General features: G+C 49.7%; 21 protein-coding genes, 1 tRNA gene, 1 pseudogene and 1 riboswitch. Of the genes and pseudogenes, 7 read left to right on the plus strand and 16 right to left on the minus strand.

All coding sequences use genetic code 11. The features are described 5' to 3' along the window. Positions 1–12: 12 nt before the first annotated feature. The 4 genes from HQ50_RS03180 (at position 13) to metK (ending at position 3774) form a co-directional block, all read left to right on the plus strand. Complete coding sequence (locus HQ50_RS03180; protein WP_052074879.1) at positions 13–489, plus strand: hypothetical protein; 477 nt, start codon at positions 13–15, stop codon at positions 487–489. A gap of 321 nt (positions 490–810) precedes the next feature. Beyond that, positions 811–1392 carry a hypothetical protein gene (locus HQ50_RS12045; RefSeq protein ID WP_235317925.1) on the plus strand — a complete coding sequence of 194 codons (582 nt, stop codon included), beginning with the start codon at positions 811–813 and terminating at the stop codon, positions 1390–1392. Positions 1393–1441: 49 nt separating this feature from the next. Beyond that, positions 1442–2212, plus strand: coding sequence for a hypothetical protein (locus HQ50_RS03190; RefSeq protein WP_152566855.1), 771 nt, complete (start codon positions 1442–1444; stop codon positions 2210–2212). 272 nt (positions 2213–2484) lie between these two features. Further along, positions 2485–3774 carry a methionine adenosyltransferase gene (gene metK, locus HQ50_RS03195; RefSeq protein ID WP_039428241.1) on the plus strand — a complete coding sequence of 430 codons (1290 nt, stop codon included), beginning with the start codon at positions 2485–2487 and terminating at the stop codon, positions 3772–3774. Positions 3775–3902: 128 nt separating this feature from the next. Here metK and HQ50_RS03200 read toward each other — a convergent pair whose 3' ends face one another. The 8 genes from HQ50_RS03200 to HQ50_RS03235 form a co-directional block, all read right to left on the minus strand. Further along, on the minus strand, positions 3903–4580 hold the full coding sequence (locus tag HQ50_RS03200; protein ID WP_018965726.1) for a thiamine diphosphokinase: 678 nt from the start codon (positions 4578–4580) through the stop codon (positions 3903–3905). After that, on the minus strand, positions 4577–5185 hold the full coding sequence (gene pnuC, locus HQ50_RS03205) for a nicotinamide riboside transporter PnuC (protein WP_039418846.1): 609 nt from the start codon (positions 5183–5185) through the stop codon (positions 4577–4579). Before pnuC ends, HQ50_RS03200 begins: the two co-directional genes overlap by 4 nt. A gap of 4 nt (positions 5186–5189) precedes the next feature. Next, a complete protein-coding gene (locus HQ50_RS03210; RefSeq protein WP_080733572.1) occupies positions 5190–7427 on the minus strand; it encodes a TonB-dependent receptor domain-containing protein in 2238 nt (745 codons plus the stop codon). Between the two features lie 76 nt (positions 7428–7503). Then, a riboswitch (TPP riboswitch) is annotated at positions 7504–7617 on the minus strand. Between the two features lie 32 nt (positions 7618–7649). Continuing rightward, positions 7650–8597, minus strand: coding sequence for a ribosome small subunit-dependent GTPase A (gene rsgA / locus HQ50_RS03215; RefSeq protein WP_039425102.1), 948 nt, complete (start codon positions 8595–8597; stop codon positions 7650–7652). An 84-nt stretch (positions 8598–8681) separates the two neighbouring features. Continuing rightward, entirely contained in the window at positions 8682–9242 is a 561-nt protein-coding gene (gene frr, locus HQ50_RS03220) for a ribosome recycling factor (RefSeq protein WP_018965730.1), read from the minus strand. A gap of 35 nt (positions 9243–9277) precedes the next feature. Beyond that, on the minus strand, positions 9278–9997 hold the full coding sequence (gene pyrH, locus HQ50_RS03225) for a UMP kinase (protein WP_039428243.1): 720 nt from the start codon (positions 9995–9997) through the stop codon (positions 9278–9280). An 83-nt stretch (positions 9998–10080) separates the two neighbouring features. After that, positions 10081–12072: a DUF4954 family protein gene (locus HQ50_RS03230; protein ID WP_039420955.1), complete on the minus strand. Its 1992-nt coding sequence runs from the start codon at positions 12070–12072 to the stop codon at positions 10081–10083. A 377-nt stretch (positions 12073–12449) separates the two neighbouring features. After that, positions 12450–12656 (minus strand): DUF1661 domain-containing protein, encoded by a 207-nt coding sequence (locus HQ50_RS03235; RefSeq protein ID WP_369794164.1) that lies wholly within the window; start codon positions 12654–12656, stop codon positions 12450–12452. Between HQ50_RS03235 and HQ50_RS12500 the strand changes: the two genes are divergently transcribed. Both HQ50_RS12500 and htpG read left to right on the plus strand, forming a co-directional pair. Continuing rightward, positions 12625–12819, plus strand: a complete 195-nt coding sequence (locus HQ50_RS12500; RefSeq protein ID WP_235317541.1) for a DUF1661 domain-containing protein — start codon at positions 12625–12627, stop codon at positions 12817–12819. The genes HQ50_RS03235 and HQ50_RS12500 overlap by 32 nt on opposite strands. A 32-nt stretch (positions 12820–12851) precedes the next feature. Then, the gene (htpG, locus tag HQ50_RS03240) at positions 12852–14906 is read left to right on the plus strand and encodes a molecular chaperone HtpG (protein WP_039428247.1); all 2055 of its coding nucleotides are present in this window, start codon (positions 12852–12854) and stop codon (positions 14904–14906) included. 181 nt (positions 14907–15087) lie between these two features. On the opposite strand, the gene HQ50_RS03245 is transcribed toward htpG, so the two are convergent. The 4 genes from HQ50_RS03245 to HQ50_RS03260 all read right to left on the minus strand — a co-directional run bounded on the left by HQ50_RS03245 (position 15088) and on the right by HQ50_RS03260 (position 19689). Further along, entirely contained in the window at positions 15088–15942 is an 855-nt protein-coding gene (locus tag HQ50_RS03245; protein WP_039428249.1) for a phosphatidate cytidylyltransferase, read from the minus strand. A gap of 28 nt (positions 15943–15970) precedes the next feature. Continuing rightward, entirely contained in the window at positions 15971–17992 is a 2022-nt protein-coding gene (gene ftsH, locus HQ50_RS03250; protein ID WP_039428251.1) for an ATP-dependent zinc metalloprotease FtsH, read from the minus strand. A gap of 212 nt (positions 17993–18204) precedes the next feature. Then, positions 18205–19308, minus strand: a complete 1104-nt coding sequence (gene ychF, locus HQ50_RS03255) for a redox-regulated ATPase YchF (RefSeq protein ID WP_039428252.1) — start codon at positions 19306–19308, stop codon at positions 18205–18207. 308 nt (positions 19309–19616) lie between these two features. After that, a tRNA-Lys gene (locus HQ50_RS03260) sits at positions 19617–19689 on the minus strand. A 291-nt stretch (positions 19690–19980) separates the two neighbouring features. Here HQ50_RS03260 and HQ50_RS03265 point away from each other — a divergent pair. Beyond that, positions 19981–20586 carry a porin family protein gene (locus tag HQ50_RS03265; protein WP_039421891.1) on the plus strand — a complete coding sequence of 202 codons (606 nt, stop codon included), beginning with the start codon at positions 19981–19983 and terminating at the stop codon, positions 20584–20586. A 36-nt stretch (positions 20587–20622) separates the two neighbouring features. On the opposite strand, the pseudogene HQ50_RS03270 reads toward HQ50_RS03265, so the two are convergent. From HQ50_RS03270 to HQ50_RS03285, 4 genes and pseudogenes are all read right to left on the minus strand, one after another. Next, a pseudogene (locus HQ50_RS03270) lies at positions 20623–21532 on the minus strand (transposase). Between the two features lie 544 nt (positions 21533–22076). After that, complete coding sequence (locus tag HQ50_RS03275) at positions 22077–24206, minus strand: RecQ family ATP-dependent DNA helicase (protein ID WP_039428253.1); 2130 nt, start codon at positions 24204–24206, stop codon at positions 22077–22079. Between the two features lie 150 nt (positions 24207–24356). Beyond that, positions 24357–24464, minus strand: coding sequence for a DUF1661 domain-containing protein (locus HQ50_RS12505; RefSeq protein ID WP_160216978.1), 108 nt, complete (start codon positions 24462–24464; stop codon positions 24357–24359). 275 nt (positions 24465–24739) lie between these two features. Beyond that, complete coding sequence (locus tag HQ50_RS03285; protein ID WP_039428254.1) at positions 24740–26461, minus strand: acyl-CoA dehydrogenase family protein; 1722 nt, start codon at positions 26459–26461, stop codon at positions 24740–24742. Positions 26462–26472 lie beyond the last annotated feature (11 nt).

Here is a 26472-nt window from a genome sequence, read left to right on the forward strand (position 1 = left end):
AATTGGAACAATATGAGGAAGTTATTCACAATAGTGTGCTTAGAAATGTTTATGTTCGGTTGTTCCTCTACTCATAAATATAATTCTAATGATCATAATATGAGTTTGGGACAAATACACGAACTTCAAGTGCGTAATTTTTCGGAAATTCCAAAAGATTTGCTGGAAAATATGGATAAAATGGGCGTAGACAATTCGTCAATACTCAATGACTATGAAGGGAGATATTTGAATTTTATTTTCAAAATAGACCCTCAGGATTTTAATCTAGTCGGGAAAAAAGTCGGCTTTTTGGGAAGCAAAATAGATTATTTCAACGACACACGATCCACTGACCGTAATTTTACAACCGTTGGCGGTAGTAGTCTATATATTTTCGATGCTACTCAAAAAGTGGAAAGTGGCGGATATGATGCTGCCATTACTTATTGGAATAAATTTTTACTTCCGACAGAAGAAGTCGTTAAAAGACTGAGCAAGAAGCATTAAGTCAGTTTTTTGCTTAATAAATGACAGATGATTACATATTTATGAATGATACGGAAACCGTGGCAGCAAAAATTATTTAGTCATCCCTTACCCTCCCCTTTATGGGACGACTATATATTTACAATGAAGAGAAAAGAAGGGTTCATCAATTATAATGCCTGTAATAAATAAGACAAAAAGATGAAACAACTATTTTTTACTCTGCTTTTTGCAGTTTCTGCCCTTTCCTCTCTGTATGGGAAGTCCGGCATTTCCGTTGCGTGCTTCCATTCACAGATAGACACGAAGCAAACAACTGTTATGCAAGCGATTCCTGACACGATGATAACGGCAGACTATACAAAAGTCAAGTATTGCCTGCGAGTAAACTCCCAAACGAAACCTCCGGTTTGTGTCATAACTCAGACAAGCAAAGGGATTAACATTAAGGTAAGGACTGTTGATGCTGTTGATGCAGTCGATGATGAAAACCTAAACGGACGAATAATAGAGGATTTTTACCCCAATGATACACTTGGCTCCGAATCGGAAGAGAAACTAAAAAGGTTGGGAGTTTTACTCTCCAAAGCTTCCGAAGACTTTGATCTTCGCCAAACCAATTCAATGTTCATCATTTTATCTGTTTTCGAGGATTTGTCTATTTCAATCACCGAAAAATATTGGGATTTATATGGTGAGACAATCGGCGATCAGATTGCTTCTCTTCTCATGGAATCCGACGTTTTCAAGGGCATAAGCCGGCTTCTTGAAAAATACTCACTCAAAGTGGATGAGGTATATGTCGATGGTTTTATGGATATACCTTCCGATGGATACAACGAGAGGTTCAATGGAGTGAACAAGAAAGGGATCCCGTATATCTTCGATGCCTTTATAATTGTTACTATTATCCCGGCTCATTAGTTTTGAGGGTCTTATCAATCATAATTTCCACAACAAATAAGGCCAAAAGATGAAACGACTACTTTTCACTCTGCTTTTTGTTATTGCGACCCTTTCCTATCTGTACGGGAAAGCCGGTATTCCTCTTGCTTATTCCTATTCGCACATAGATACGAAGCAAACACTCGTCACGCAAGCCTCCCCTGACACCATCATAACGGCAGATGAAAAAGAAGTTGAGTATTGTCTGAGGATAAACCATAAAGCCATGTCTCCGGTTTGCACTATAACCCACACAAGAAAGGGAATTGCTATCGATACAAGGACTGTTTATTCTCTCGATGATGAAAATGCAAAGGGACTAATAGCGGAGGATTCTAATCACAATGGCATGCTTGGCTCAGAATCGGAAGAGAAACTAAAGATATTGGGACTCATACTCGCGAAGGCTTCCGATGACTTTGATCTTCGCCAAACCAATGAAATCTCCATCGACTTATCTGTTTTCAAAGATTTGGCTGTTTCAATCACCGAAAAGTATTGTGATTTATACGGTGAGACAATCTCTGACAAGACCAACGATCGAGTTGTTTCGCTTTTCAAAGAGTCGGATGTATTCAAGGGAATAAGTAGGCTCCTTGAACAATACGCTCTCAAAGTGGATGAAGTATATGTCGATGGTTTTGTGAATGTGCTTTTTGACGGAGACTACAAGATGCTTCAGGATACCCACTATGTCTTCGGAGCCTTTATAATTGTTACCGTCATCCTGACTCGTTCTATTGAAGGGTTCAAATATCCTGTAGATCCTTCCACATCAGGCAAGAACAGGAAATCATAGATATGTGAGATAAACGCCATCGTGTCGGACATTGTAGTCCTGAGATGGGGAAAGGAGGAGAGAGCCGATATTTTTCCGCTTATGGGGATTTCCTGCGCCAAAAGCTATATCTTTGTGGTGAACCAATCAGCGTGGAAGGATTTGTAATGCTTGCAACCACGAGAAAAAATGCTAAAACATTTCTTCTTAGAAAGCTCATCGACAGCTATTCTCCAATGGAGTGTGCAAGCCCTTCTGTGCGAAGGAAGTTTTACAACTAAAAACAAAAAGATATGAGCTATCTATTCACATCCGAATCGGTTTCAGAGGGTCATCCTGACAAAGTATCCGACCAAATATCCGACGCCATCCTCGACCAATTTCTGGCTGCAGACCCCGACTCCAAAGTGGCCTGCGAGACGCTTGTAACCACCGGACAGGTGGTCTTGGCCGGCGAAGTCAAAAGCCGTTCGTATGTAGACGTACAGGAGACCGCGCGAGGCGTCATCGAAAGAATCGGCTACACGAAAAGCGAATACGGCTTCGATGCTCGCAGCTGCGGGATCTTCTCCAGTATTCACGAGCAGAGTGCGGACATCAATCGCGGAGTCGATCGCTCGGATCGATCCGAGCAAGGAGCCGGAGACCAAGGTATGATGTTCGGTTATGCCACGAACGAGACGGAGAACTACATGCCCCTGACGCTGGATCTGGCGCACCACCTCCTCTATGAACTGGCAGCTATTCGCAAGGAGCCTTCTTCACCGATGCCTTATTTGCGCCCTGATGCCAAGAGTCAAGTGACGATCGAACATGACGATGAGGGCAGACCCATCCGGATAGACACGATCGTGATTTCCACCCAGCATGACGAATTCGTCCAAGCATCGGACAGCATCTCCGAAGCAAAAGCCGACCGGATGATGCAGGAGCGCATCCACCATGACATTGCTACCATCCTGATCCCCCGAGTGAAAATGCTATACAAACCGGAGATCGCCGCCCTATTCGATGAAAAGGTACGCCTCTTCGTCAATCCTACGGGTAAGTTTGTAATCGGAGGGCCGCATGGAGACACGGGACTGACGGGGCGAAAGATCATAGTAGATACTTATGGAGGCAGGGCCTCTCATGGCGGTGGAGCTTTTTCCGGCAAGGATCCATCCAAGGTAGACCGCTCTGCGGCTTATGCAGCCCGACATATAGCCAAGAACATGGTGGCAGCCGGCGTAGCCGACGAAATGCTTGTACAGGTGGCCTATGCCATCGGAGTGGCAGAGCCGGTAAGCATATACGTTAATACGAAAGGCCGCAGTCATGTGGCGCTATCGGATGGACAAATAGCGGAGAAGATCAAGAAGCTCTTCGATATGCGTCCTTATGCTATCGAGCAACGACTGAAGCTCCGCAATCCGATATACGAAGAGACCGCAGCATACGGCCACTTCGGACGGGAATCCTACGAAGCATACAAAACCTTCGTCGATGAGCAGGGAACGGAACAGATGCGAATCGTGGAGCTGTTCACTTGGGAAAAGTTGGATTACGTAGATAAGATCAGGGCCGAGTTCGGTCTGTCGTAATCGCAGTCTGCACTCCTTTTATTGCAAGACAAAGGCTCTGCCATAGACTTCGCTTTCTTGCTTCACTAAAGCTTGGCAGGCAGAAGTCGTTTGTCCCTTTCCTTAAGGGATCAAAGAGGTAGTTTATTCTACCGATTTTTCACTTCATCAGCCACAAAGACGACCAACGGGGCAGCAGAGGATAGATAGATCGTATCGCTCACTGCCTCGTTGAGCGTTCCGCACCACAACTCCGGCAGAGTGGTATTGCTAAGTGGCCACTTCAGGCCTTCGGCCGTGACGGCTGATCCGCTGAAGCTGAATATAGAGATTTGTCTCCCTCGCTCCACTTCTATGCGAGCCTCCCCGTTAAAAGCCAAAAAACATCCGTAATCCGTAGGCATCACGATCTTTTCGAAAAAGCGGGTATATCCGGGCAGAAGTGCCAGATTGCCGACAAAATGATCTTCACGACGACCCGATGTCCCCAGCAGACAGACCTCGCGTGGAGAATAGGTCTTGGCCGAGAACATAACAGCCTTCGTCAGGTCATTGGTATCCTGCTCGTCTATGCGATGTAGTTTTTCTGCAGGCAAAATATGTCGTGAGCCTGTAAAAGAATCCAAGTCGCCCACTACTGCATCCGGCTCTGCACCATAGTCCAGCAAGTTCTGTATGGCACCATCACAACAGACAATAGTACCTTCAGGATGCTCCGATGCCCGCCGGAGGATAGCAAGGGGGAGGGTTTTACGAGGAAATTCACCCTTGGCCAGAATAACAAAAAGCGGAGCTGTCTCCGGAGTAAGCGAGGGGAAGAATATCATAGGTCGATACTGATTGCGGCCTGTCGTTGCATCTTGCGCCACCGGAAATATCCCAGAACGGACATAACGGTATTGACGGCAAAGACGACAGTGGTGATATGGTCGCCGGATTTATAGAAAAGGGATAAGCTGATGATATTGGCTACGAACCAGCACACCCAGTGCTGACGGATGCGACGTGCCAGCCAAATCATCCCGACAAAGCTGATTACAGTGGCAAGCGTATCGGCCCACGGCACAAGACTATCCGTATAGTGGGACAACACATAGAACATCGGGAGAAAAGCCACCGTAGCCGCAGCAAGGCTGATCCACAGCACACGCGGGGAGATGGATACGATGGCACCCTCTTCTGTCCCTTCGCGGTGGCGAAGCCACATCACCCAGCCGATAATACTGGTGATCAGGTAGTAGACATTGATGAGCACATTGCCATAGAACTGTGCCTCGACCGAGAGATAAATGTAGAAGAGCGGCAGGACGATCCCCACAGGCCACAGCCAGACACTCGCCTTATATTCGAGATAGACCCAAATAAAATTGACGAGTGCTGCTGCCAGCTCGATGGGATGAGCCACGATGAATTGGGTCACCGCTGTCATCATCGGATTAGAAATCGATCGTCAGACTACCCAGTGCATTGAATCCGGCCTGAGGATAATAGCGCAGGTCGGCATATGCACTTTGTCCTCCGGCCGACTGTACGTAACCGGCATCGTAGACGTAGGCGTTGGATGCATACATGAGGTTGAAGAGGTTGTTGAGCTGTACGCCCAATGCCACTCTCTTAACGAAGTGAACCGGCAGCACATAGCCGAGACGGAGGTCGTTCACCCAATAGGAGGGGAGCATGCGATCGCTGCGCTGCGTATTGTCCAGATATTGCTTGCTGACGAAGCGGCTCGTCCAAGCCATTTCGAAACCGGCATGAGAGAGGGTAAGCATGCTACCGGCAATGACATTGGGCGAGTAGGCTATATCCGTATTCTCGAGGGTCTCCTCCTTGAGTTCGAGCCAGTTGTAGTCGGCATCATATACGGATGTATATTGCACGTAGCGATCGATTTTGTTGCGGCTCACGGTGAAAGAAGCATCCCAACGCAGCAAACGCGGAAGAATCTGCCAACCGAGAGTCAGCTCCAGTCCCATACGGTAGCTGTCGGGGACGTTGCTTGTGAGCATCTGTCCCACATCGCTCAAACGGCCATCCAGCACGAGCTGATCCTTGTATTGCATATAATAGAGACCTACTCCGGCCGACAAGAGAGGCGAAGCATAGCGGTAGCCCAGCTCATAATCGATCAGTCGTTCAGGTGTAGGATACTGTCCTATTCCGGCCTCGGTGTAATTGGTTCTGTTAGGCTCGCGGTGTGCCACCGCTACAGAAGCATAGGCAGTATGAGCATCGTCGAAACTATAGGTAAGACCTGCTTTCGGATTGAGGAAGCGGAAGGTCTTGTCCAAATCGATATGCTGCATACTTCCCTGTACCTCATCGTATTCGTCCGTGATGCCGTTTATCGTGTAACCGATGGTACGATATTGGAGGTCGGCATACATATTCAGATCCGGAGTGATCTGCCAGTTGGCTTTGGCAAAGGCCGCCCCCTCTCTTTTGTCTGCCCTGTTCCGATAATATTCGAAGTCGGGAGCTAAGGGCTGGTTGTACTTTTTGATGTAAGTGATACGGCCGAAGTGGTCTCCTTTATAGATATTGCCCGAGGCCCCGAACTGCAAATCCCATGCACCGGTACGCCAGTTAAGCGAACCGATGAGTCCTCCGAAGTCATTGTCCAGATACTTCTGACGGATGAGATCCGTTTTCTTCACGGTCACGCCGTTTTCCACGTAGGGTTGCAGTGCATATTCCTTTAGTTTACGTCCGGTACGATATTCGTCCGTATAGCCATATCCGGCCGTATAGTGTGCCGTGAGGTTGAGGATAACAGCACGAGAGAAGCTGTGCGTCATGATGGCATGGTAGTGACGCTGCTCGTAATTGTCTGTATTGTGGTAGTAGTGCGGTACTCCTTGCGCATCCACGTACATAAGACCGGCACTGTTGTATCGGCGGCCATATTTGGCTTCATCCTCCTTGGAAAGACCGTTCCATGCGATACCCGTAACTTCTTTTCCTCCGAAAGTGATGAACTTGAGAGCCGTGTTGCCGCCGAAATAGCCCACTTGTGCAAAATAGGATTTCAGGTCCACGCTTCCTCTATCCACGTAGCCGTCCGATCCGATCTTGGACAGGCGAGCATCCACTGCCCAGTGGCGGCCGATGCGTCCGCTACCGAGTTTGACCGAGCGACGGAATGTGCCGAACGAACCTCCGCTCAAATCGACACGACCATAAGGAGCCAGTCCCAGATTCTCCGTACGCATATTGACGCTTGCCCCGAAAGCTCCGGCACCATTGGTGGAAGTACCCACACCTCGCTGCACCTGAAGGTCTTCGATCGAAGAGGCGAAGTCGGGCATATTCACCCAAAAGACGGACTGAGATTCGGAGTCGTTGAGAGGTACTCCGTTGGTCGTTATGTTGATGCGATTGGCATCGGTGCCACGCACGCGAAAGCCGGAATATCCGATCCCCGTACCGGCATCGCTGGTGGCTACCACGGAGGGAGTCAGCATCAGCAGATAGGGGATGTCACGACCATAATTGGATTTGGCAAGTTCGGCCTTGCGCACGTTAGTGTAAGCGACAGGTGTTTTCGCCGTGGCGCGAGTAGTTACGACCTGTACGGTCTGGAGCTGTATATTGCTAAGACTATCTATCTCGCTGTCGGAGACGGGTGCTTGTGCCGTCAGGCAGAAAGGCAAGACGGCTAAGGCGGCAATCATGTGAAGTTTTTTCATAAATCTCTTATCATTGAAGTTGGACAAAGAAGAGAGAGGGGGAATGATTGCTTCGCCGTGAAGATAGTCGGACGGAGAGTTTCCTACGCCGGTATTGTCCGGTTCAGGTGATGAGGGTTTGTTCTCAGCCATCCACGCATTCCGATTGCTACAGGAAGCACCCCTTCTCCCAATTTTATGGGACAAAGATAAGAAAACGTTCGTCCGTCAGTATTCGGGACGATACCGCTCGGCATTTTCGTCTTCGAGAATGCTCAAGTAGCTGATATAGCGACTCTCGGCTATCTCTCCCCTCCGAAGAGCTTCCAGAACGGCACAGCCCGGCTCGTGCGTATGCGTGCAGTTGCCGAACCGACAGCCCTCGCTCGCAGCGAATATCTCCGGGAAATAATGAGAGACTTCATACTCGCCCATTTCCAGCGTACCGAAGCCTTTGATCCCGGGCGTATCGATAAGAGCCGACCCGGGGGAGAGATCGGGAAAGTCGATCATTTGTGAGAAGGTGGTCGTATGCATGCCGGTATGATGGGCTTGGGATATGGCCCCTGTACGCAAATCGGCATGAGGGATCAGGGCATTGATCAAGGTGCTTTTGCCTACGCCTGAATGGCCGGCCAGGAGTGTCAGCTTGCCATCGAGCAGGGTCTTGAGTGCCGGGAGACCTTCGCCCGTAGTCGCCGACACGTGGCAGCAGGGGTAGCCTATGGCGGTGTAGACAGCCGACAGCCGGCCCAACTGCAAGCGATCTTCTTGCGTATAACAGTCTATTTTGTTGAATACAAGAATAACCGGTACGCGATAGGCTTCTGCCGTAGCGAGGAAACGATCGATAAAGACGGTGGTAGTCACCGGATCGTTGATGGTACAGACCAGCATGGCAGCATCCAAGTTGGCTCCCAGTATATGGGATTCTTTCGAGAGGTTGCTGGCTCGCCTGATGATATAATTGCGTCGGGGATGGATTCGCTTGATATAGGCCGGCTGTCCTTGCTGAGAGGCGGGGACGATCTCCACGCGATCGCCTACGGCTACGGGATTGGTGGAGCGGATACCTTTCAGACGCAAGTTGCCTTTCGCCATGCAGTATAACTCCGTGCCATCCGTGCAACGCACCAGATACTGACTACCCGTATTCTTAACTACGACTCCATCCATAAACGGCTTTGCGGTGTAATAAAACAGCGATGAGGCAGAATCAAGAAACTCTGCTTCATCGCTGAGGGGATAGATTTTTCACGCTTACACGGTCATGATTTCCTTTTCCTTTTCGGCAAAGAGTTCGTCGATCTTCTTGATATAACGATCGTGAACCTTCTGCATCTCTGCCTCTGCATCTTTGGCTACATCCTCAGGAGTTCCATCGGTCTTGACGCTTTTCTTGATCGCATCGATGGCATCGCGGCGAGCATTGCGTACACTCACCTTGGCGTCCTCGGCATCTCCTTTGGTCTGCTTCACCAACTGGCGGCGGCGTTCTTCCGTCAGAGGAGGAAGGCCCAGACGGATCAGCTCACCGTTGTTCTCGGGCGTGATGCCGAGCGGAGAGTCCATGATAGCCTTCTCGATGTCCTTGATCAGAGAACGCTCCCACGGGGTGACTACGATGGTCTTCGCATCGGGCGTATTGACGGATGCCACCTGTGTCAGAGGAGTGGCACTGCCGTAGTACATGACCATGATACCATCGAGGAGTTTGGGGCTGGCCTTTCCCGCACGCACATGAGACAGCTGCTCGTCCAGATACTCCACTGCCTTCTCCATATTAGCCGTTGCTTTGGCTATCAGTTCTTTTATTTCCATATCTCTATATGTATTTGTTTTGTCTTGCTATTCCTTCAGCCACTCGTATTTGAAACGTATGTGCCGATCTTCTCTCCTCTCAACACCTTGAGGAGGTTCCCCGGCGTATCCATATCGAAGACGACGATGGGCAGGTTATTCTCCATACACATGGCCGTGGCAGTCAGATCCATTACTTTCAGACCTCGGGCATAAATCTCATCGTAGGTGATCCTGTCGAACTTCGTAGCCGAAGGATCCTTCTCCGGATCTGCCGTGTAGATACCATCCACGCGCGTTCCCTTGAGCATGGCATCGGCTTCTATCTCGATACCGCGAAGCGATGAGCCGGTATCCGTGGTGAAGAAAGGATTGCCTGTGCCACAAGAGAAAATGGTCACATAACCCTGTTCGAGCAATTCTATGGCATGCCATTTGTTGTAGAACTCCCCTATCGGCTCCATGCGTACGGCCGTAAGCACTTTGGTCTTAACCCCGATCCCCTCAAGAGCAGAACTGAGGGCCAGACTGTTGATTACCGTGGCCAGCATGCCCATCTGATCCCCTTTGACACGGTCGAACCCTTTGGCGGCACCGCTCACTCCACGGAAGATATTGCCTCCTCCGATGACGATGCCGATCTGTACGCCCATGGCACAAGCTTCCTTGATGTCCGAAGCATAATCGGCCAACCGATTCGGGTCGATGCCGTATTGCTGAGCACCCATGAGCGACTCGCCGCTCAGTTTGAGCAGCACTCGTTTATATGCAGTCATTATTCTTTTCTATCAGTTTATTACAAAGAAAAGCATATTTTCCATACCCTCATTCGTCGAAAGACGCGGCCGAATGGCTGTTTTCACTCCAGACGAGAGAGCATCTCTTCGCCGAGAGCACGCTTTTTCCGGATGTGCTCCACCACCTCGACGATGAAGGGATTGCTTTCGAAATCGCCCCGTACCTCATCGAAATCGCGGTGCTTCATCTCCCCTACCAAGTCTATTCCGAAGCCCACCTGACTGTGCATTTGGAATTCCTTCTTGGCATCCTCATAGAGCATCTCGTCCAGGCGGATCACCGAACGCATCCATGTATGCACCAGTTCGGCTACTTTGGATCGGGTGAGATCCTCGGGGTTCAGCTCGTACCATTCGAGCAGAGCATTGTATGCCCAGCACCATTCATAGTCGTAGTATCGGCTATGAATATCCTTCATCCGCTCATTCACCTCCGCAAGGCTCTTGATCCGGCCTTCTTTGATCAAGGAAGTAAGGCGGTGGATCTGTTGTTGCGGAGCGATCATACCGCAGATGTCCACCCAGCTGCCATCTCCCTCATTATGGGTGGGTTTGAGGGCGGCCAATACCTCCTCGTCCGTACGGCAAGGACAATCTTCAAGGCGTTTGATGATGGAGTTGCCGAAAAACTTGTTCAGCCCCATCTCATAGAACATCAACCCCTTGTCCAAGGCAGAGGAGCGTATGCGCATATCGTGATAGACATAGGTTTGTCCCTCGCTGCCCAGTATCTTGCGTAGCTTCTTCAGCTTCCGACTGCCTCGCATCATCTTACCGGCAGTGAAAGGACTCAAGAGGTTGAAGTTGATATTGTCCAGCAAATCCGGATCTTTACGCTTATCTCTCGCCGGCCACTTCTTGGCGTCACGAATGGTCCCGACACTGCGCAGATTGATACCCGGCACCAAATAGGATTCGTTTCGGTCCTCTATGATATAAGAGAAGGGGAAGGCCGAGCTGTCGATATGGTGTACGTGTCGTCCCATCACCAATGTGAAAGGCCCTATCCTGGAAGGCCAGAGGATGTAAGAGTCGCTCGTGGTCTTCGATCCGCGCTCCACGATGCCCTGATGGATGGGGCCGAGCTTGTAGAGGTGATTGCTCTGGTTGGAGCCGCTACCGGCATTGAGGAAAGAGTATAGACCGGCGATGAGCAGGCTCGACTTGTGCATCGACACCGTGTAAGGCCCGGCAAAGACGGCACAGGCTTCGCCGTTTTCGCCCTGGCAGTTGGCAAAGAAGAGCGAATCATGTGCAGAGAAAAGGTGCCCCAAATGGGTACCCTGCCCCACAAAACAGTGCGAAACGGTGACTCCATCCGTAACGCTGCTGCCCGAACAGAGGATGAAATCGCGGCAGACGACATTATAGCCCACCGACACGGGAGCTTCTTTCTTGCTGTTGATACTGCCGTTGCAGAGGTGCGAGGCACCGGTGATCTCGGTATAATCTCCGATACAAACATTCTCTATCGTATTGCATCCGTGGATAACCACATGAGAGCCTATTGCTCCCATATCCGACCGGCGCGACTCGGCATAAGCTTTGGCCATGGCAGCGAGCGATTCGGTCAGCACCTTGTCATGCCTGTACATGGCCATCAGATAGGCCGTCTGGGCAGTCAGGTTGTCAGTGATCGTAACCTCGCGTCCGCCGGTTTCGTTCAGCACGGTTACCTCCACGCCGTTGCCGAAGGTGGTGGATTCCGTTACGGCTATGGTATCAATGTTTTCGATTCGGGTATAATCGCCTATCCTGTAATTAGCCAAATAGCTATTGACATGGAAGATGACGACTTCATCTCCGATGATACAGTTGTGCAGGCGTGCGATATTGATACCCGTAGGCACGTGGAGGCCTCCCGGCAACAGGTGACTTCCTCGCGTGGATCCGATCCGGATCTGTCCGCTGAACATGACGTGCAGACAACGATTCGCATCGAAGCCTTCTGCCACCTCCACCATCGTCCAATCGGCGCACTGGCAGTAGTTGCCTTCCAGCACGGATATTTCTTCTTCGGTCAAATGCCTGTATATTTTCCCATTTTCTTTCATAAATGCACTTTTTGCAGTCAGGTCTCTAATCTCCCTCTATCGGATACAGAAAGGTGTAGATCGGACAACTCTCCTTTCCGCGCCTTGTGTTTTCTATAGTCGAGGGGGGGGGTATTCTTTTTTGTTGGTCTCAAAAATAAAAAAATCCTATCGTTCCCTCGCATAGAAGGCCAGGGCAATCGCATTTGAAAGTTTATACTGTATCCTTGGCCTCTTTCTTCTAAATTTGGGACTCTAGTACATTAATTCGTACTTGTTTTGATAACCGAACGTAGCAATCGTTAGGTTTATAAGTGTGTTAACAGTTCAAATGCGATTGCCCTGCATAGAAGGCTGTATTGCAGAGCGAAAAGAGGTGGATTCCACATGAGACACAATCACTTGGATTTGGAAGTAAGGTACGGGAGAGGCCGAATGTGTTTTGCCAAGATTAGTTTCACTACGATGCGAGGGGAAGGATGCCTGCAAGCATACTCCTCACGAATTTGGTTCGAGAATTGGCCGGACTGTGGTTCGTGTTTTCTGAAATTTAGGAGCGACTTTTTTTCCGTTGTGGCGCGAGAATTTTTTACTTCCCGAACCAAAACGAAAAAATTCTCACGCCACGTTTTTCCAAACGTGGAACCGCCATTTTTACGAACCGGAATCATCCGGAAGCGAAAAAAGGCAGTCCGGGCGAAAGAATGCGCCAGATTGTCAGTTCCGAACTCTGTGGCACCGGATTTGTCGTTCCTTTCGTCGGAATAGAAACAAACAAAACATTAACATAATAACACACTATGAGTAAGAAAGGAACTATCGGGGTAACGAGTGACAATATATTCCCCGTCATCAAAAAATTCCTGTACAGCGACCATGAGATATTCCTGCGTGAGATCGTATCCAATGCCGTGGACGCTACGCAGAAGCTGAAAACGCTTGCATCCGTCGGCGAATTCAAAGGCGAGACGGGTGACCTCCGCGTAACGGTCAGCGTGGACGAAGTGGCACGCACGATCACGGTCAGCGACCGCGGCGTGGGGATGACCGAAGAGGAGGTGGAGAAGTACATCAATCAGATTGCTTTCTCCAGCGCAGAAGAGTTTCTCGAAAAGTACAAAGACGACAAGGCTGCCATTATCGGCCACTTCGGACTCGGATTTTACTCGGCTTTCATGGTGTCCGAGCGAGTGGATGTGATCACGCGTTCTTTCCGGGAAGATGCTGCGGCGGTGAAGTGGAGCTGCGACGGATCGCCCGAATACACGCTCGAACCGGTGGACAAGGCTGACCGCGGCACCGACATCGTGATGCACATCGATGAGGAGAATAGCGAGTTCCTCAAAAAAGAAAAGATAGAGGGGCTCCTCGGCAAATACTGTAAGTTCCTTACCGTGCCGATCATTTTCGGCAAGAAGCAGGAATGGAAAGACGGCAAGATGCAAGACACGGACGAGGATAATCAGATCAACGACACGCATCCGGCCTGGACCAAAAAGCCTGCCGACCTCAAGGACGAAGACTATAAGGAATTTTACCGTTCGCTCTATCCTACATCCGAAGAGCCTCTCTTCTGGATCCACCTCAACGTGGACTATCCGTTCAATCTGACGGGTATCCTCTATTTCCCGAAGATCAAAAACAACTTGGATCTGCAGCGCAACAAGATTCAGCTCTACTGCAATCAGGTTTACGTCACCGATGAGGTACAGGGTATCGTGCCGGACTTCCTCACCCTCCTGCATGGGGTCATCGATTCGCCGGATATTCCCCTCAACGTATCGCGTTCCTATCTGCAGAGTGATGCCAATGTGAAGAAGATTTCCTCTCATATCACCAAAAAGGTGGCAGACCGTCTGGAGGAAATTTTCAAAAACGACCGCCCCACATTCGAGGAGAAATGGGATAGTCTGAAGCTCTTCGTCGAATACGGTATGCTGACGGACGAGAAGTTCTATGAGCGTGCAGCCAAGTTCTTCCTCTTCACCGATATGGACGGACACAAGTACACGTTCGACGAATACCGTACGCTCGTCGAGGGTGTACAGACGGACAAGGACGGACAGGTGGTGTATCTCTACGCTACGGACAAGTACGGACAGTACAGCCACGTGAAGCGTGCAGCCGACAAGGGCTACAGCGTGATGCTGTTAGACGGTCAGTTGGATCCGCATATCGTGAGCCTGCTGGAGCAAAAGTTGGAGAAGACACACTTTGTCCGCGTCGATAGCGACACGATCAACAACCTGATCCGCAAAGAAGAAAAGGCAGAAGTGAAGCTGTCCGACACGGAGCGCACCACCCTCGTGAAGCTGTTCGAAGCACGCCTGCCACGGGACGAGAAGAAGCACTTCAACGTAGCTTTCGAATCGCTCGGAGCAGAAGGCGAAGCCATCCTCATCACGCAAGCCGAATTCATGCGCCGTATGCGCGATATGGCACAGCTGCAGCCGGGTATGAGCTTCTACGGCGAACTCCCCGATTCGTACAATCTGGTACTCAATACCGACCATCCGCTCATCGACAGGGTGCTCTCCGGGGAGAAGGAATCGGTAGAGCCTTCGCTCACAGAGCTTAGAGCGAAAATCGCCGAATTGAAAGCGGAAGAGGCCAAACTGCTCGAAGAGGAAAAAGGGAAGAAACCGGAGGAAATCCCTGCTGCCACGAAGGAAGCCAAGGAGAACAATGCCATCGAACAGGCCAAAACCGAAGGCAGCATCAACGAACAACTGACCCAATATGCTCAGGACAACGAGCTGATAGGTCAGCTCATCGACTTGGCTCTGCTCGGAAGCGGTCTGCTGACTGGAGAGGCTTTGGCCGAATTCATTCGCCGCAGCCAGCGTCTGCTCTGAGAAGTGAATAGCGAGTTGTGCTGAGATCCCGATTTTTCCACTCTCCTTGCCATGTCATCGGCAGGGAGAGTGAGGATATAAAACAAGCACCCCCCGAAAGCCGTGGCTTTTGGGGGGTGCTTGTTTTTAGAGCTTCCTCCGGTCTCTTTTCCTCATCGGAACGGATGGCCGGAAAAGATGCTTACAATCCGAAGATCAGAATGAAAAGATAGACGGCCGGGAATACGAAGAAAGCACTGTCCAGCCGGTCCAGTATGCCTCCATGTCCGGGAATGATATGACCGGAATCCTTCACTCCTGCATTGCGTTTGAGGTTGGATTCATACAGATCGCCCCAAGTGGCCATGGCCGTTACCAGTAGGGCAAAGAGAGCCAGCTCAGCCGGATGCTTGTCCGAACCGGAATAGTGACCGGCCAATAATGCTCCGGCTATGGTGAATAGCAATCCTCCGATGAAGCCCTCCCACGTTTTCTTGGGGGAAATAGCCTTAAAGAGGGTATGCCTGCCGAAAAGCGAACCGGCGATGAATGCTCCCGTATCGTTCAGCCATATCAGGACAAAAACGAAGAGGAAGTAGTGAGGAGTGATGTCGGCTGATTGTCCGACAGCCAGCTCCCTCCCGATACTTTCGGGAACGAGCAGGAGACTCCCCAAACCAAGCGTAGCCGCTATATACAGATGCCCCATGAAAGTGCGGCTATTATCCGATCCGGCCTTATGACGATCCGAATACAGACTGCGCACCATGGTGTAGAGGACATAGAAGATATACGGGATAAATATCGTGACATCCATTCGGTCACTGCCATATAGGAAGATGGCCGCAAAGAGGAAGGCACCGAAGAGTCCGTCCATGAATGCCCGAAGGGGACGTGTGCGATTCAGATTGACCAGCGAGGCGAACTCCCGCAGTCCCAACACGATGAAAACGGCAAAAACCGCTATGAACAAAGCCGGTTCCCTTAGTACAACGGGAAGGATGATCAGGGCCATATAGACCAGACCGCTGAGGCTGCGAATCAAAACTGCTTTCATAATGTAAGCTCGATAGTCTCTTTATATTTTATTCGGAATGCTCTTCCGTCTTCTCTTCTCCCTCGACGGGAATGGACGTTTCGGCATCCACTGTTGTCTCTTCTGTGGCGGTAGCCGGTGCATTCAGCCCAAGCAACTCTTCTGTACGCGAAGCCCATGGGCGTTTGCCAAATATCCGCTCTACGTCATCGGCCAGAATCACTTCGCGCTTGAGTAGCAGATCTGCCAGTTCGTGGTGTCCGGCTTCATGCTCGCGAAGAATACTCTTGGCGCGTTCGTATTGTTCGGATATTATTCTGTTTACTTCGGCATCGATAACCTCGGCCGTAGTATCGCTGTACGGCTTTGTCAGATTCCAGCCGTCATTCTGCATTTCGTAGTAGTTGATGTTGGGCAGCTTGTGGCTCATGCCATAATAGGTAACCATAGCATAAGCCAACTTCGTAACGCGCTCCAAGTCATTGGCAGCACCGGTGGATACACGTCCGAGGAAGAGATCTTCGGCAGCACGTCCACCCAAAAGGGCACAAAGCTGATCCTGCAGGGCCTCCGTTGTTGTGATCTGACGTTCCTCCGGCAGGTACCAGGCCGCACCGAGTGCCTTGCCACGCGGTACGATGGTGACCTTGACGAGAGGATTGGCATAGCGTAGCATCCAACTGATGGTAGCGTGTCCCGCTTCGTGAATGGCGATACTGCGACGCTCCTCCTCCGTGGTGATTTTGTTCTTTTTCTCCAATCCGCCTACGATCCGATCCACGGCATTCATGAAGTCTTCCTTGTCGACGAAGTTTTTGTTGCTTCGAGCAGCGATCAATGCCGCTTCGTTACAAACGTTGGCGATGTCTGCTCCGGAGAAGCCGGGCGTTTGGCGCGACAGGAATTCCACGTCCACGCTTTTGTCGGTCTTCAACGGCTTGAGGTGTACAAGGAAGATCTCTTTGCGGTCATTCAGGTCAGGAAGATCCACATAGATCTGGCGGTCGAAGCGTCCGGCACGCAGCAGAGCGCTATCCAGCACATCGGCACGGTTGGTAGCTGCCAGAATGATCACACCGCTATTGGATCCGAAGCCATCCATTTCGGTAAGCAACTGGTTGAGTGTATTCTCACGCTCATCATTGCCGGAGAAGTTGTTGCCCTTGCCACGAGCACGTCCTACGGCGTCGATCTCGTCGATGAAGATGATACACGGGGCTTTTTCCTTGGCTTGTCTGAAGAGGTCGCGAACACGGGAGGCTCCTACACCGACAAACATCTCTACGAAGTCCGAACCGGACAAAGAGAAGAAAGGAACGTGTGCCTCTCCGGCCACAGCCTTGGCCAATAGGGTCTTACCCGTTCCCGGAGGGCCTACGAGCAAAGCTCCTTTAGGGATCTTTCCTCCCAGTTCGGTGTATTTGGACGGATTCTTGAGGAAGTGAACGATCTCTTCCACCTCCTGCTTGGCTTCATGCAGACCTGCTACATCGCTGAATGTGACGTGGATATTGGTCTTATCATAGAGCTTGGCTTTGGATTTGCCTACGTTGAAGACACCGCCTCCACCGCCACTTCCTCCACCGCCACCACTCATTCGGCGCATCATCCAAAACCAGAAAACGAGTAAAAGGATGAGTGGGCCCCATGCAATGAGGATAGAGGTGAAGCTGAACTTGCTGTCTTCATACTTCACCTTGGCCGTAATTTGGTTTTGGTCGTAGAAGTCGGAGAATTTGTCTACCGATGGTATCTGTGTGTTGATATAGTAGTCCGAGATATTTCCTCTGTCCTGAAAGGACGGGATGTCGCCTTTCTTGAATACCGAATCGACCTTGGCTGGATCCACCCTCGCCTTGAGGGTATTCTCTTTCCTATTGACTACGATGTCCGTAAAGGCTTGCTTTTTGGCGATACTCTGAAACTCATTCCAGCTGAGTTCTTTCTGAGATGTAATATCCCGATCGACAAAGAAGAGGGTGGCCAATATCAGAAACACAGGGGCATAGAGCCATATCGGGTTAAAACGCATCGGTTTGCCGGGTTTCTTGTTATTCCCATTGTTCGCCATATTGTTTGCGCAGTTTTATTTTCTACTTAGTAAGGATGCAGGAGCATTTGTTCGATACTCGTTGAAATCCTGAACCATAACTTTGCAAAAGAACAGCCGACCCGCTCTTTTGGTTTATGTTTCTTCCGCCGGATATACGGTTATTCCGAATACCGCACTGTGTTTTTGTTATAGGGAAAGATAAGGAATGAGCTTGATTCGAAAGAATGGGTTCAGACATTGAAGCGGAAATGCATGATGTCGCCATCCTGCACAACGTATTCTTTCCCTTCGACGCTCATCTTGCCGGCTTCCTTCACAGCTTGCTCGCTGCCAAGGCTGACAAAGTCATTGTACTTGATAACCTCGGCACGGATAAATCCTTTTTCAAAATCGGTGTGGATGATACCGGCACACTGAGGAGCTTTGCTCCCGCGGAGGAATGTCCAAGCCCTGACCTCGTCGCTCCCGGCCGTAAAGTAGGTTTGGAGATTCAGCAAGTGATAAGCGGCTTTGATCAGACGGCTCACGCCGGATTCTTTCAGACCGATCTCTTCAAGGAACATTTGCCGCTCTTCGTATGTCTCCAGCTCGGCGATCTCACTCTCTATCTTGGCAGCTACGACGAGGATTTCGGCATCTTCGTCTTTGACAGCTTCGCGCACGGCCTCCACATACTTATTGCCACTGAGAGCGGATGCTTCGTCCACGTTGCAAACGTACATGACCGGCTTGGCCGTCAGCAGAAAGAGTTCGCGTGCTATCTGCTGCTCATCTTTGGTGTCGAAGCTGACACTACGGGCATTCCTGCCTTCGTCAAGAGCTTTTTTGAATTTGGAAAGGACCTGATAAGCCAACTTGGCTTGTTTGTCTCCTCCGGTCTGTGCCTGTTTCTGCACTTTCTGTATGCGGCTTTCTATCGTCTCAAGATCCTTGAGCTGTAGCTCGGTGTCGATGATTTCCTTGTCGCGTACAGGATCTACGGATCCGTCCACGTGTGTGATATTGTCATCATCGAAGCAACGAAGTACGTGGAGTATCGCATCCGTTTCTCGGATATTGGCCAGGAATTTATTCCCCAACCCTTCGCCCTTGCTGGCACCTTTGACAAGTCCGGCAATATCCACGATCTCTACCGTGGTTGGGATCAGCCGCTGCGGTTTGCACAGATCGGCGAGCACATTCAGTCGCTCATCAGGCACTGTGATCACGCCGACATTCGGATCAATGGTACAGAAAGGGAAATTGGCAGACTGCGCCTTCGCATTGGACAAGCAATTAAAAAGAGTCGATTTCCCTACATTGGGCAGGCCGACGATACCGCATTGCAAACTCATATTGTCGTTTTTCGTTTTTGATTCAAGGGGAAGTCACGTGAAAAGATTTTTTCGACCCGGAAATCCCATTATTCTTGGTCGCAAAGATAGCGAATCTTGTCCAGCTAAGGCTTGGACAAAAGTACACACACACACAGCTCCCCACGAACTTCTCCCCACGACCATCAACTGCCCATCAGCATACACTCGCAACAAACCAATGCCGCTCCGCCTCATCGCCCCGGCCAAGGAATAACGAACAAACATCTGTCGGAAAAAAAGAAAAGAGACCGTACCATAACGATTGTGGTGCAGTCTCTTTTCTTTCGTGAATCGCCTGGGGTTCGAACCCAGGACCCCATCCTTAAAAGGGATGTGCTCTACCTGCTGAGCTAGCGATTCAGCCTTAAAAGCATTTCTTGGTTTGAAATGCGGTGCAAATGTATGTAATTATTCCATACCATCCAACACCTTGTGTGTTTTTCTCGTTTTTTAGGCTCCAAAATCAAGTGAGACACATTGAGAATAGAGAACGACAAATGATAATGCGAGGCATAAGCTCCGAAATCCGTAATCGGAATGCTCATACTACTTATAAATAACTATCGTATATTTGTAAAGCCTCGATGGAAAGTTGAGAACCTATTTCCACCTTTACATTGAGGATGATGTTAAATAATATCTTATAAAGTTATGAAGAAAATGATTTTAGCGGCTACTATGCTGCTTGCTTCGATCGGTTTTGCAAATGCTCAGAATCGTCCCACTCTCAGAGTAGACGCCAACTTTGTTGGCAGCAACATGACCGCAAAGGAAAAAAGCATTTCGGTGAACGGAACTATGTTGGCAGGCTTGCGAATTGGGGGAGCTGCTGAATTTGCTTTAGGCAAGGATGGAGTCTATCTGACCCCGGGATTCGCTTACACAATGAGAGGCATGAAAATGGAAAGCGAAGAAACTTTGAGATTGCACTACCTACAAATACCGGTGAATATCGGCTACAGGATTCCTTTTGGAAATGAGATGAACGTCTCTTTGGAGGCCGGACCTTATCTGGCATATGGCATTGCCGGCACCCTATCGAAAAAAGGGGTCTCAGGATCAGTTAATGTCTTTGACAGCAAAGGCCTATTGAATCGCTTTGACATGGGCTTAGGTCTCTCTGCTGCTCTTGGATATAGCCGCTATTACTTTCAGATAGGATATGAGGCCGGCTTGCTCAATGTCGCGAAAGATGCTCCTTCCGGAACGTCTTTGCGCAACAATAATTTTTACGCAGGCTTTGGTGTACGTTTCTAAATAGTCATCCCTTAAAAAGCATTTGCAAGCGAGAAGTCATTCATCGATGGTCTCTCGCTTAGCTTTTCGCTTATTATTTTGAGCAGGTGCAAAAGAGCCTTCATGGCTCTTTTGAAGTTGTAAGCAGCNTCTCTCGCTTAGCTTTTCGCTTATTATTTTGAGCAGGTGCAAAAGAGCCTTCATGGCTCTTTTGAAGTTGTAAGCAGCAGCTGCCAATAGTATGTTCAGAGCATCCCCTGCCAATCCCTTGTAAAAGTTGCGGCCTAAACGATGATCTGATTTCAAGTGTCCAATGGTAGGTTCGATGCCTGCTCGCTTGCGGAATAGTTTGTGTTTCTTGCGCTTCTGATACCTGCTATCTGAGGGCTTGGGAACATCCGGTATTAAAATCTGAGTGCCATTNTTGTGTTTCTTGCGCTTCTGATACCTGCTATCTGAGGGCTTGGGAACATCCGGTATTAAAATCTGAGTGCCATTAACCTCTTTCTTACCCCGATAGCCTCTGTCGCCTGCCAGTATCTTGATCTTTCTCCGTGTGAGACGTTCTACTTGTGCCAACGAGGCTGCTATCGTGTGTCCATCATACTCATTACCAAATGATTGGGCACCAAGAATAAGCCCCGTAGCCGAGCGGATGATGGAGACCTTATTGCCGAATTCGTACNTTGCGAAAGTGTACCAATTCAGAAGAGGCACAGGGCGCACCAGGGATGAACTCTTGCATGCCACAAAAGTATTGGTAATAAGCATTTTCACTCCATTGTTCCACAACGGATTCATCTGAGAGATTACGAAGGTGTTTGAGAATCAACAAGCCACACATCAGACGAATAGGTTTAGCAGGGCGACCATTGTTTTGGCAATACAAAGGTTTGAAGGCCGTATCGAATTTGGCCCAATCTATTTTGTCAGCTAATTTATAGAGTGGGTGCGATTGGTTCAGCATGTCTGATAGACTGCTGAATAATGAAGGGGTANCTGCTATGAAGATAAGAAAACTTGCAGATTTAGCAAAGATATTCGCAAACTAATTTGCTGAATATCAGAGATTAAAAAGAATTTTAAGGGACGACTAAGTAGTGCCTTGATTCTATACGCTAATCTTTTAATGACCAATCTGGTTCAAAGGATAAAAAGGAGAAGCAAGAAGCAATGGGGGTGCATCGGGGCGCTTAAGGCTTGGGTGTCGGGTTGGTAAAAGGGAAAGTAAGGGGCAATAGCCAGGCGTAATAAATGGCAGCCGAAGAATTCTCGATGAAGGGTGAAAGAGAGAGGTCTTCCCCAAACAATCTTTCAGTTGCTTTTTTTGTCTGTTATTTTTCCACTTCCCACTCTCTATACTCCATCGTGGAGCGGAGAAAAATTGCACAAGACTGATCTGCGGCGGAATGTTTACGGCAATATATCCGCAAAATTCCTGAGCCCGCTAATATGACGAAATTTATGTGCTGTTTCTGTAGCTAATGAGAAGAGCGGGCGTCGGGCGGAGTTTAGAGCTTGAGACCACCGGGGAGTTTGTGCGTTAGGAAAACGGCATCGCCGTCGGTGGAGTATTGCCAGGACTCTTTCATGATGAAACGTATTGCCTTCAGTATTACATCCGGATGGTGCTGCAGCTTTTGGCAGATGTCTGCAATTAGTACATAGGGGTTGCTTTCTGTCAGGCGTTCTTCGAGGAAGTGTAGTAAGTCGTCCACTTCGTAGTGGTGTAGTTCCCCCTCTTTCCTCCTTAGACATACGTCGCATAGCTTGCAGTTGTGAGATTGCTCCTCTCCGAAGTAGGCCAAAAGCATTCGGCTGCGGCAAGTGTTTTCTTCCTCTATGTAGCGGAGCGATTGATCGATCCGCGCTTTGAGCCGATCGCGACGCTCTTCGTAAGCCGAACGAGGTATTCGAAGCAATTCTGCATCCTCACGTCTTGTGAGGAAATAAATCCGTGGCAGATTCTTCTGTGGAATATAGTTCACTATACCGGCTTTGTTCAGAATGAGGAGTTGCTGGTAGACCTGATCCACACTAAGCCCAGTCTTCTCGGCCAATTCGCTTTCCACTATGGAAACATAATCTGCAAACAGCCCGTCATATGTCCTCATCAGGGCTGCCAGTATGCTGTCCGACACCTGTTCGCTTCTCATTCGGTACAGTTCATCGCGCCGAACCTGCATGGTCAGGCGTGAGCGCGATTTTTCCTCCTTATATTCCCAAATTCCGGCTACATCGAGGATACGAATCGCAGCCAAAACCTGTGTCGGAAACATCTTGAAATTCCTACAAAAAGCATCGATGTCGAAGTCGAAAGACCGCTCGAAGCCTTCCCCTTCTCCCACATGCAGATAGTTGCAAATCCGATTATACACAGTGGAGATATATTCCCTCGGAGGAAACTCGTTGCTCACTCGTCTTTTCAGGTTGAACAAATCGTCATCCCCGGCCAATAACACGGCATAAGCCCTCTCCCCATCGCGACCGGCTCGGCCTGCCTCTTGGAAATATTCTTCGAGAGAAGAAGGCATCTCTGTGTGAACTACCAATCTGACATCGGGCTTGTTTATACCCATCCCGAAAGCATTCGTGCAGACGATGATGCGCGTTTCTCCCTCCATCCAACTCTTTTGCCGGATCTCTCGCGTTACGTGGTTCAGACCCGCGTGATAGAAGTCAGCCGAAAATCCGTTTTCACAGAGGAAGCGAGCTAAATCGCGCGTTTTGTCGCGATTCCGACAGTAGACAATAGCCGAACCGTCCACGCGGCTCAGGATATGGAGGAGCATTGTCTCTTTGTCGGCTGTCCTGCGGATGGAGTATGAGAGGTTGGGACGGAAAAAACTTTTCCTCAGCACATTCGACTCCGGAAATTGAAGGATGCGCTGTATATCCTCGATCACCGGCAGTGTCGCTGTGGCAGTCAGTGCCAAAACGGGAACTTCCGGCAAAGCCGTCCTGATATCCGATATCGTGAGGTAAGCCGGACGGAAGTCGTATCCCCACTGTGATATGCAGTGGCATTCATCTACGACCAGCAGACTCACCCTGAGAGCATGCAGCCGGCTGAGGAAAAGATCCGAGCTCAGACGTTCGGGCGATACGTATAGGAACTTGTAGCGACCATAAATACAATTGTCGAGCGTGGTGATGATCTTCTCCCGTGTCATTCCTGCATGCACGGCCGCTGCCTTGATACCCTTTTGGCGCAGTCCCATGACCTGATCTCGCATCAGTGCGATCAGAGGAGTTACCACGAGAGTCAGCCCCGGCAGTAGCAGCCCGGGTACCTGAAACGTGATGCTCTTGCCGCCCCCCGTGGGTAGTATTCCCAGAGTGTCTTGCCCAGCCAGAACGGATTCGATGATCGGGAGCTGCATCGGTCTGAACGAAGCATAGCCCCAATAGTGCTGTAGGATCGCCTCCGGTGTATGTAGGGATGGTATATCGGTCTCATTAGAAAGATCCTCCGGCATCGGAGGAAGGAGAACTTCATCGTTGCCTTCTTGGATTTCGTAGCTACACTCATGGTCGTATACCTCCCCTTGCCAATAAGGTTCGGATGCTCCCTCCGTATCGTCAGGGAGGAACGGGTGGAGATCTTCGTCCTGAGGCAAATGCTGCAGCTCTTCTTTCATCTTTCTTTTCCTATTCCTATTGCTACTTCCTTTGTCCAATTAAGGGTCTGCGGTCTATCCCTCGGATCATGTCCCGACAGAGCACACGAAATTCATGCACGAAAATACGAATAATAAGCCCACTGTTCGTCTCTTTCCGTAAGGTTGCTTTCAGGAATTTTGGAACGATAAAAGCTGCGATTGTGGTTCGTGTTTTTGTGAAAAGTGGAGTGAGAACTTTTTCGTTCTGGCTGGATATTTTTTCTTCTCCCGAACCAAAAGAAAAACTTTTACGCCCCACGTTTTTCGGGGCGGTAAATCGTCGTGACGTGTACTGAAAAAGTTGATACAGGGATAGGTTTGGATCGAGATTCAAATTACAGCGTTTTGCAAAGGTCTCGTCGGGGGAATACCGTGCGAGAGTCTCTGTATAGGAGAGAGGAAACTGTATGAAGGATCCTTTTATACTCAAAATCCTCGGAGTATAAACAAAAGAGGCTGTCCTCATAAAGTCAGGGGACAGCCTCTTTTGGCTCAGTATAATGTGTCTCTAATTATTCGGGACGAGTGCAACGGCTATAGAGCGAGAGTTCTTCCGGACGGAAAGCGCGTACATAGCTGTCGATCTTTTCCTGTTCGGACTGACCATAACGGAGGTATACCTCTGCTGACTGACGGAATGAATCGTCGTCATTGGCCGCCAACATCAGCAAGTGTCCGAAGACTGCATGGGCAGTCATTTCAACGAGTCGGCGCGCTTGGAAATCGAGCAGCTCCTGATCTTTCTGTTCGGTTACAAATGCTACTAGTGCTTCTGCACGGTCGGTCATACGAGCCAGAGCCTCTTTCATCGGTTGCAATTCGGGCTTAACCTCTGTCTGCTGGTACTCTTCACGGATATGAGTGATGTAAGTGCCTGTCGTAATATGGCGAATAGCTGCTACAACCTGCAACTGTGTGGTACCTTCGTAGATGTTCGTGATACGTACATCGCGGTAGAGACGCTCGCAGGTGTAGTCCTTCATGAAGCCGCTACCGCCATGGATCTGAACACAGTCATAGACATTCTGATTGGCAAACTCAGAGGTCATTCCCTTTCCCATAGGGGTATAGGCATCAGCCAAACGGCTGAAATGCTTCATTTCCGTACGCTCTTCGGGTGTCAATTTGCGCTCGCGGCTGATGTCTTCCAGCACCTTGTACATATCGACAAAGCGACTGGTTTCGTACAGCATGGCACGCGAAGCATCTGCCTTGGCGCGAATGAGAGAGAGCATCTCATAAACGGGAGCAAAAGCAATAATAGGCTTACCGAATTGCTTACGATCGAGAGCATAGGAGTGAGCTTCACGGAAAGCTGCTTCCGACAGGCCTACCGACTGTGCCATGATACCCAGACGGGCACCATTCATCAAAGCCATTACGTACTTGATTAGCCCCATCTTACGGTCTCCGCAAAGTTCTGCCTTGGCATTCTTGAAGACCAGCTCGCAAGTAGGAGCACCTTTAATACCCATTTTGTTTTCCGTACGACGTACCGTCACTCCGCCATCACGATGATCATAAATGAACATAGAGAGACCACGGGCGTCAGTGGTACCGTCTTCGCTTCGTGCCAATACGAGGTGGATATGTGAGTCGCCATTTGTGATGAAGCGCTTTACCCCATTCAGATACCAGCATCCGTCTGCTTCGGAATAGGTGGCTTTCAGCATGACGGCTTGCAGGTCGGATCCGGCATCCGGCTCGGTCAGGTCCATTGACATGGTTTCACCGGCACAAACACGAGGAATGAAACGCTTGCGCTGATCTTCATTGCCGAATTCGTAGAGTGTCTCAGCACAGTCCTGCAATCCCCAGATATTTTCAAAGCCTGCGTCGGCACGTGATACGATGTCTGCAGCCATGATATAAGGGGTGATGGGGAAATTGAGACCGCCATAACGGCGAGGCATGGAGATACCCATGAGGCCCGCATCTGTGATGGCCTTGAGATTCTGCTTTGTGCCGGCTGCATATGTAACGCGGCCATCATGGAGCGTAGGGCCTTCGCGATCTACGCTTTCAGCGTTGGGCGCGATGATATCGCCACAGATCTCGCCAACGATTTCGAGCACCTGCTCGTAGCTGTCCATGGCATCTTCGAAATTGAGCGGAGCGTAGTCGAACTCTTCTTTCTGCGTATAGCCTCTCTCTTTCAACTCCACGATGCGACGCATCAGCGGGTGATTCAGGTGGTACCTGAGCTGCGGGGTGTCTGTATAATAATTAGCCATAATTTTCTCTG

It is taken from the genome of Porphyromonas sp. COT-052 OH4946 (assembly GCF_000765965.1).
In the GTDB taxonomy this organism is placed as follows: Bacteria; Bacteroidota; Bacteroidia; order Bacteroidales; family Porphyromonadaceae; genus Porphyromonas; species Porphyromonas gulae.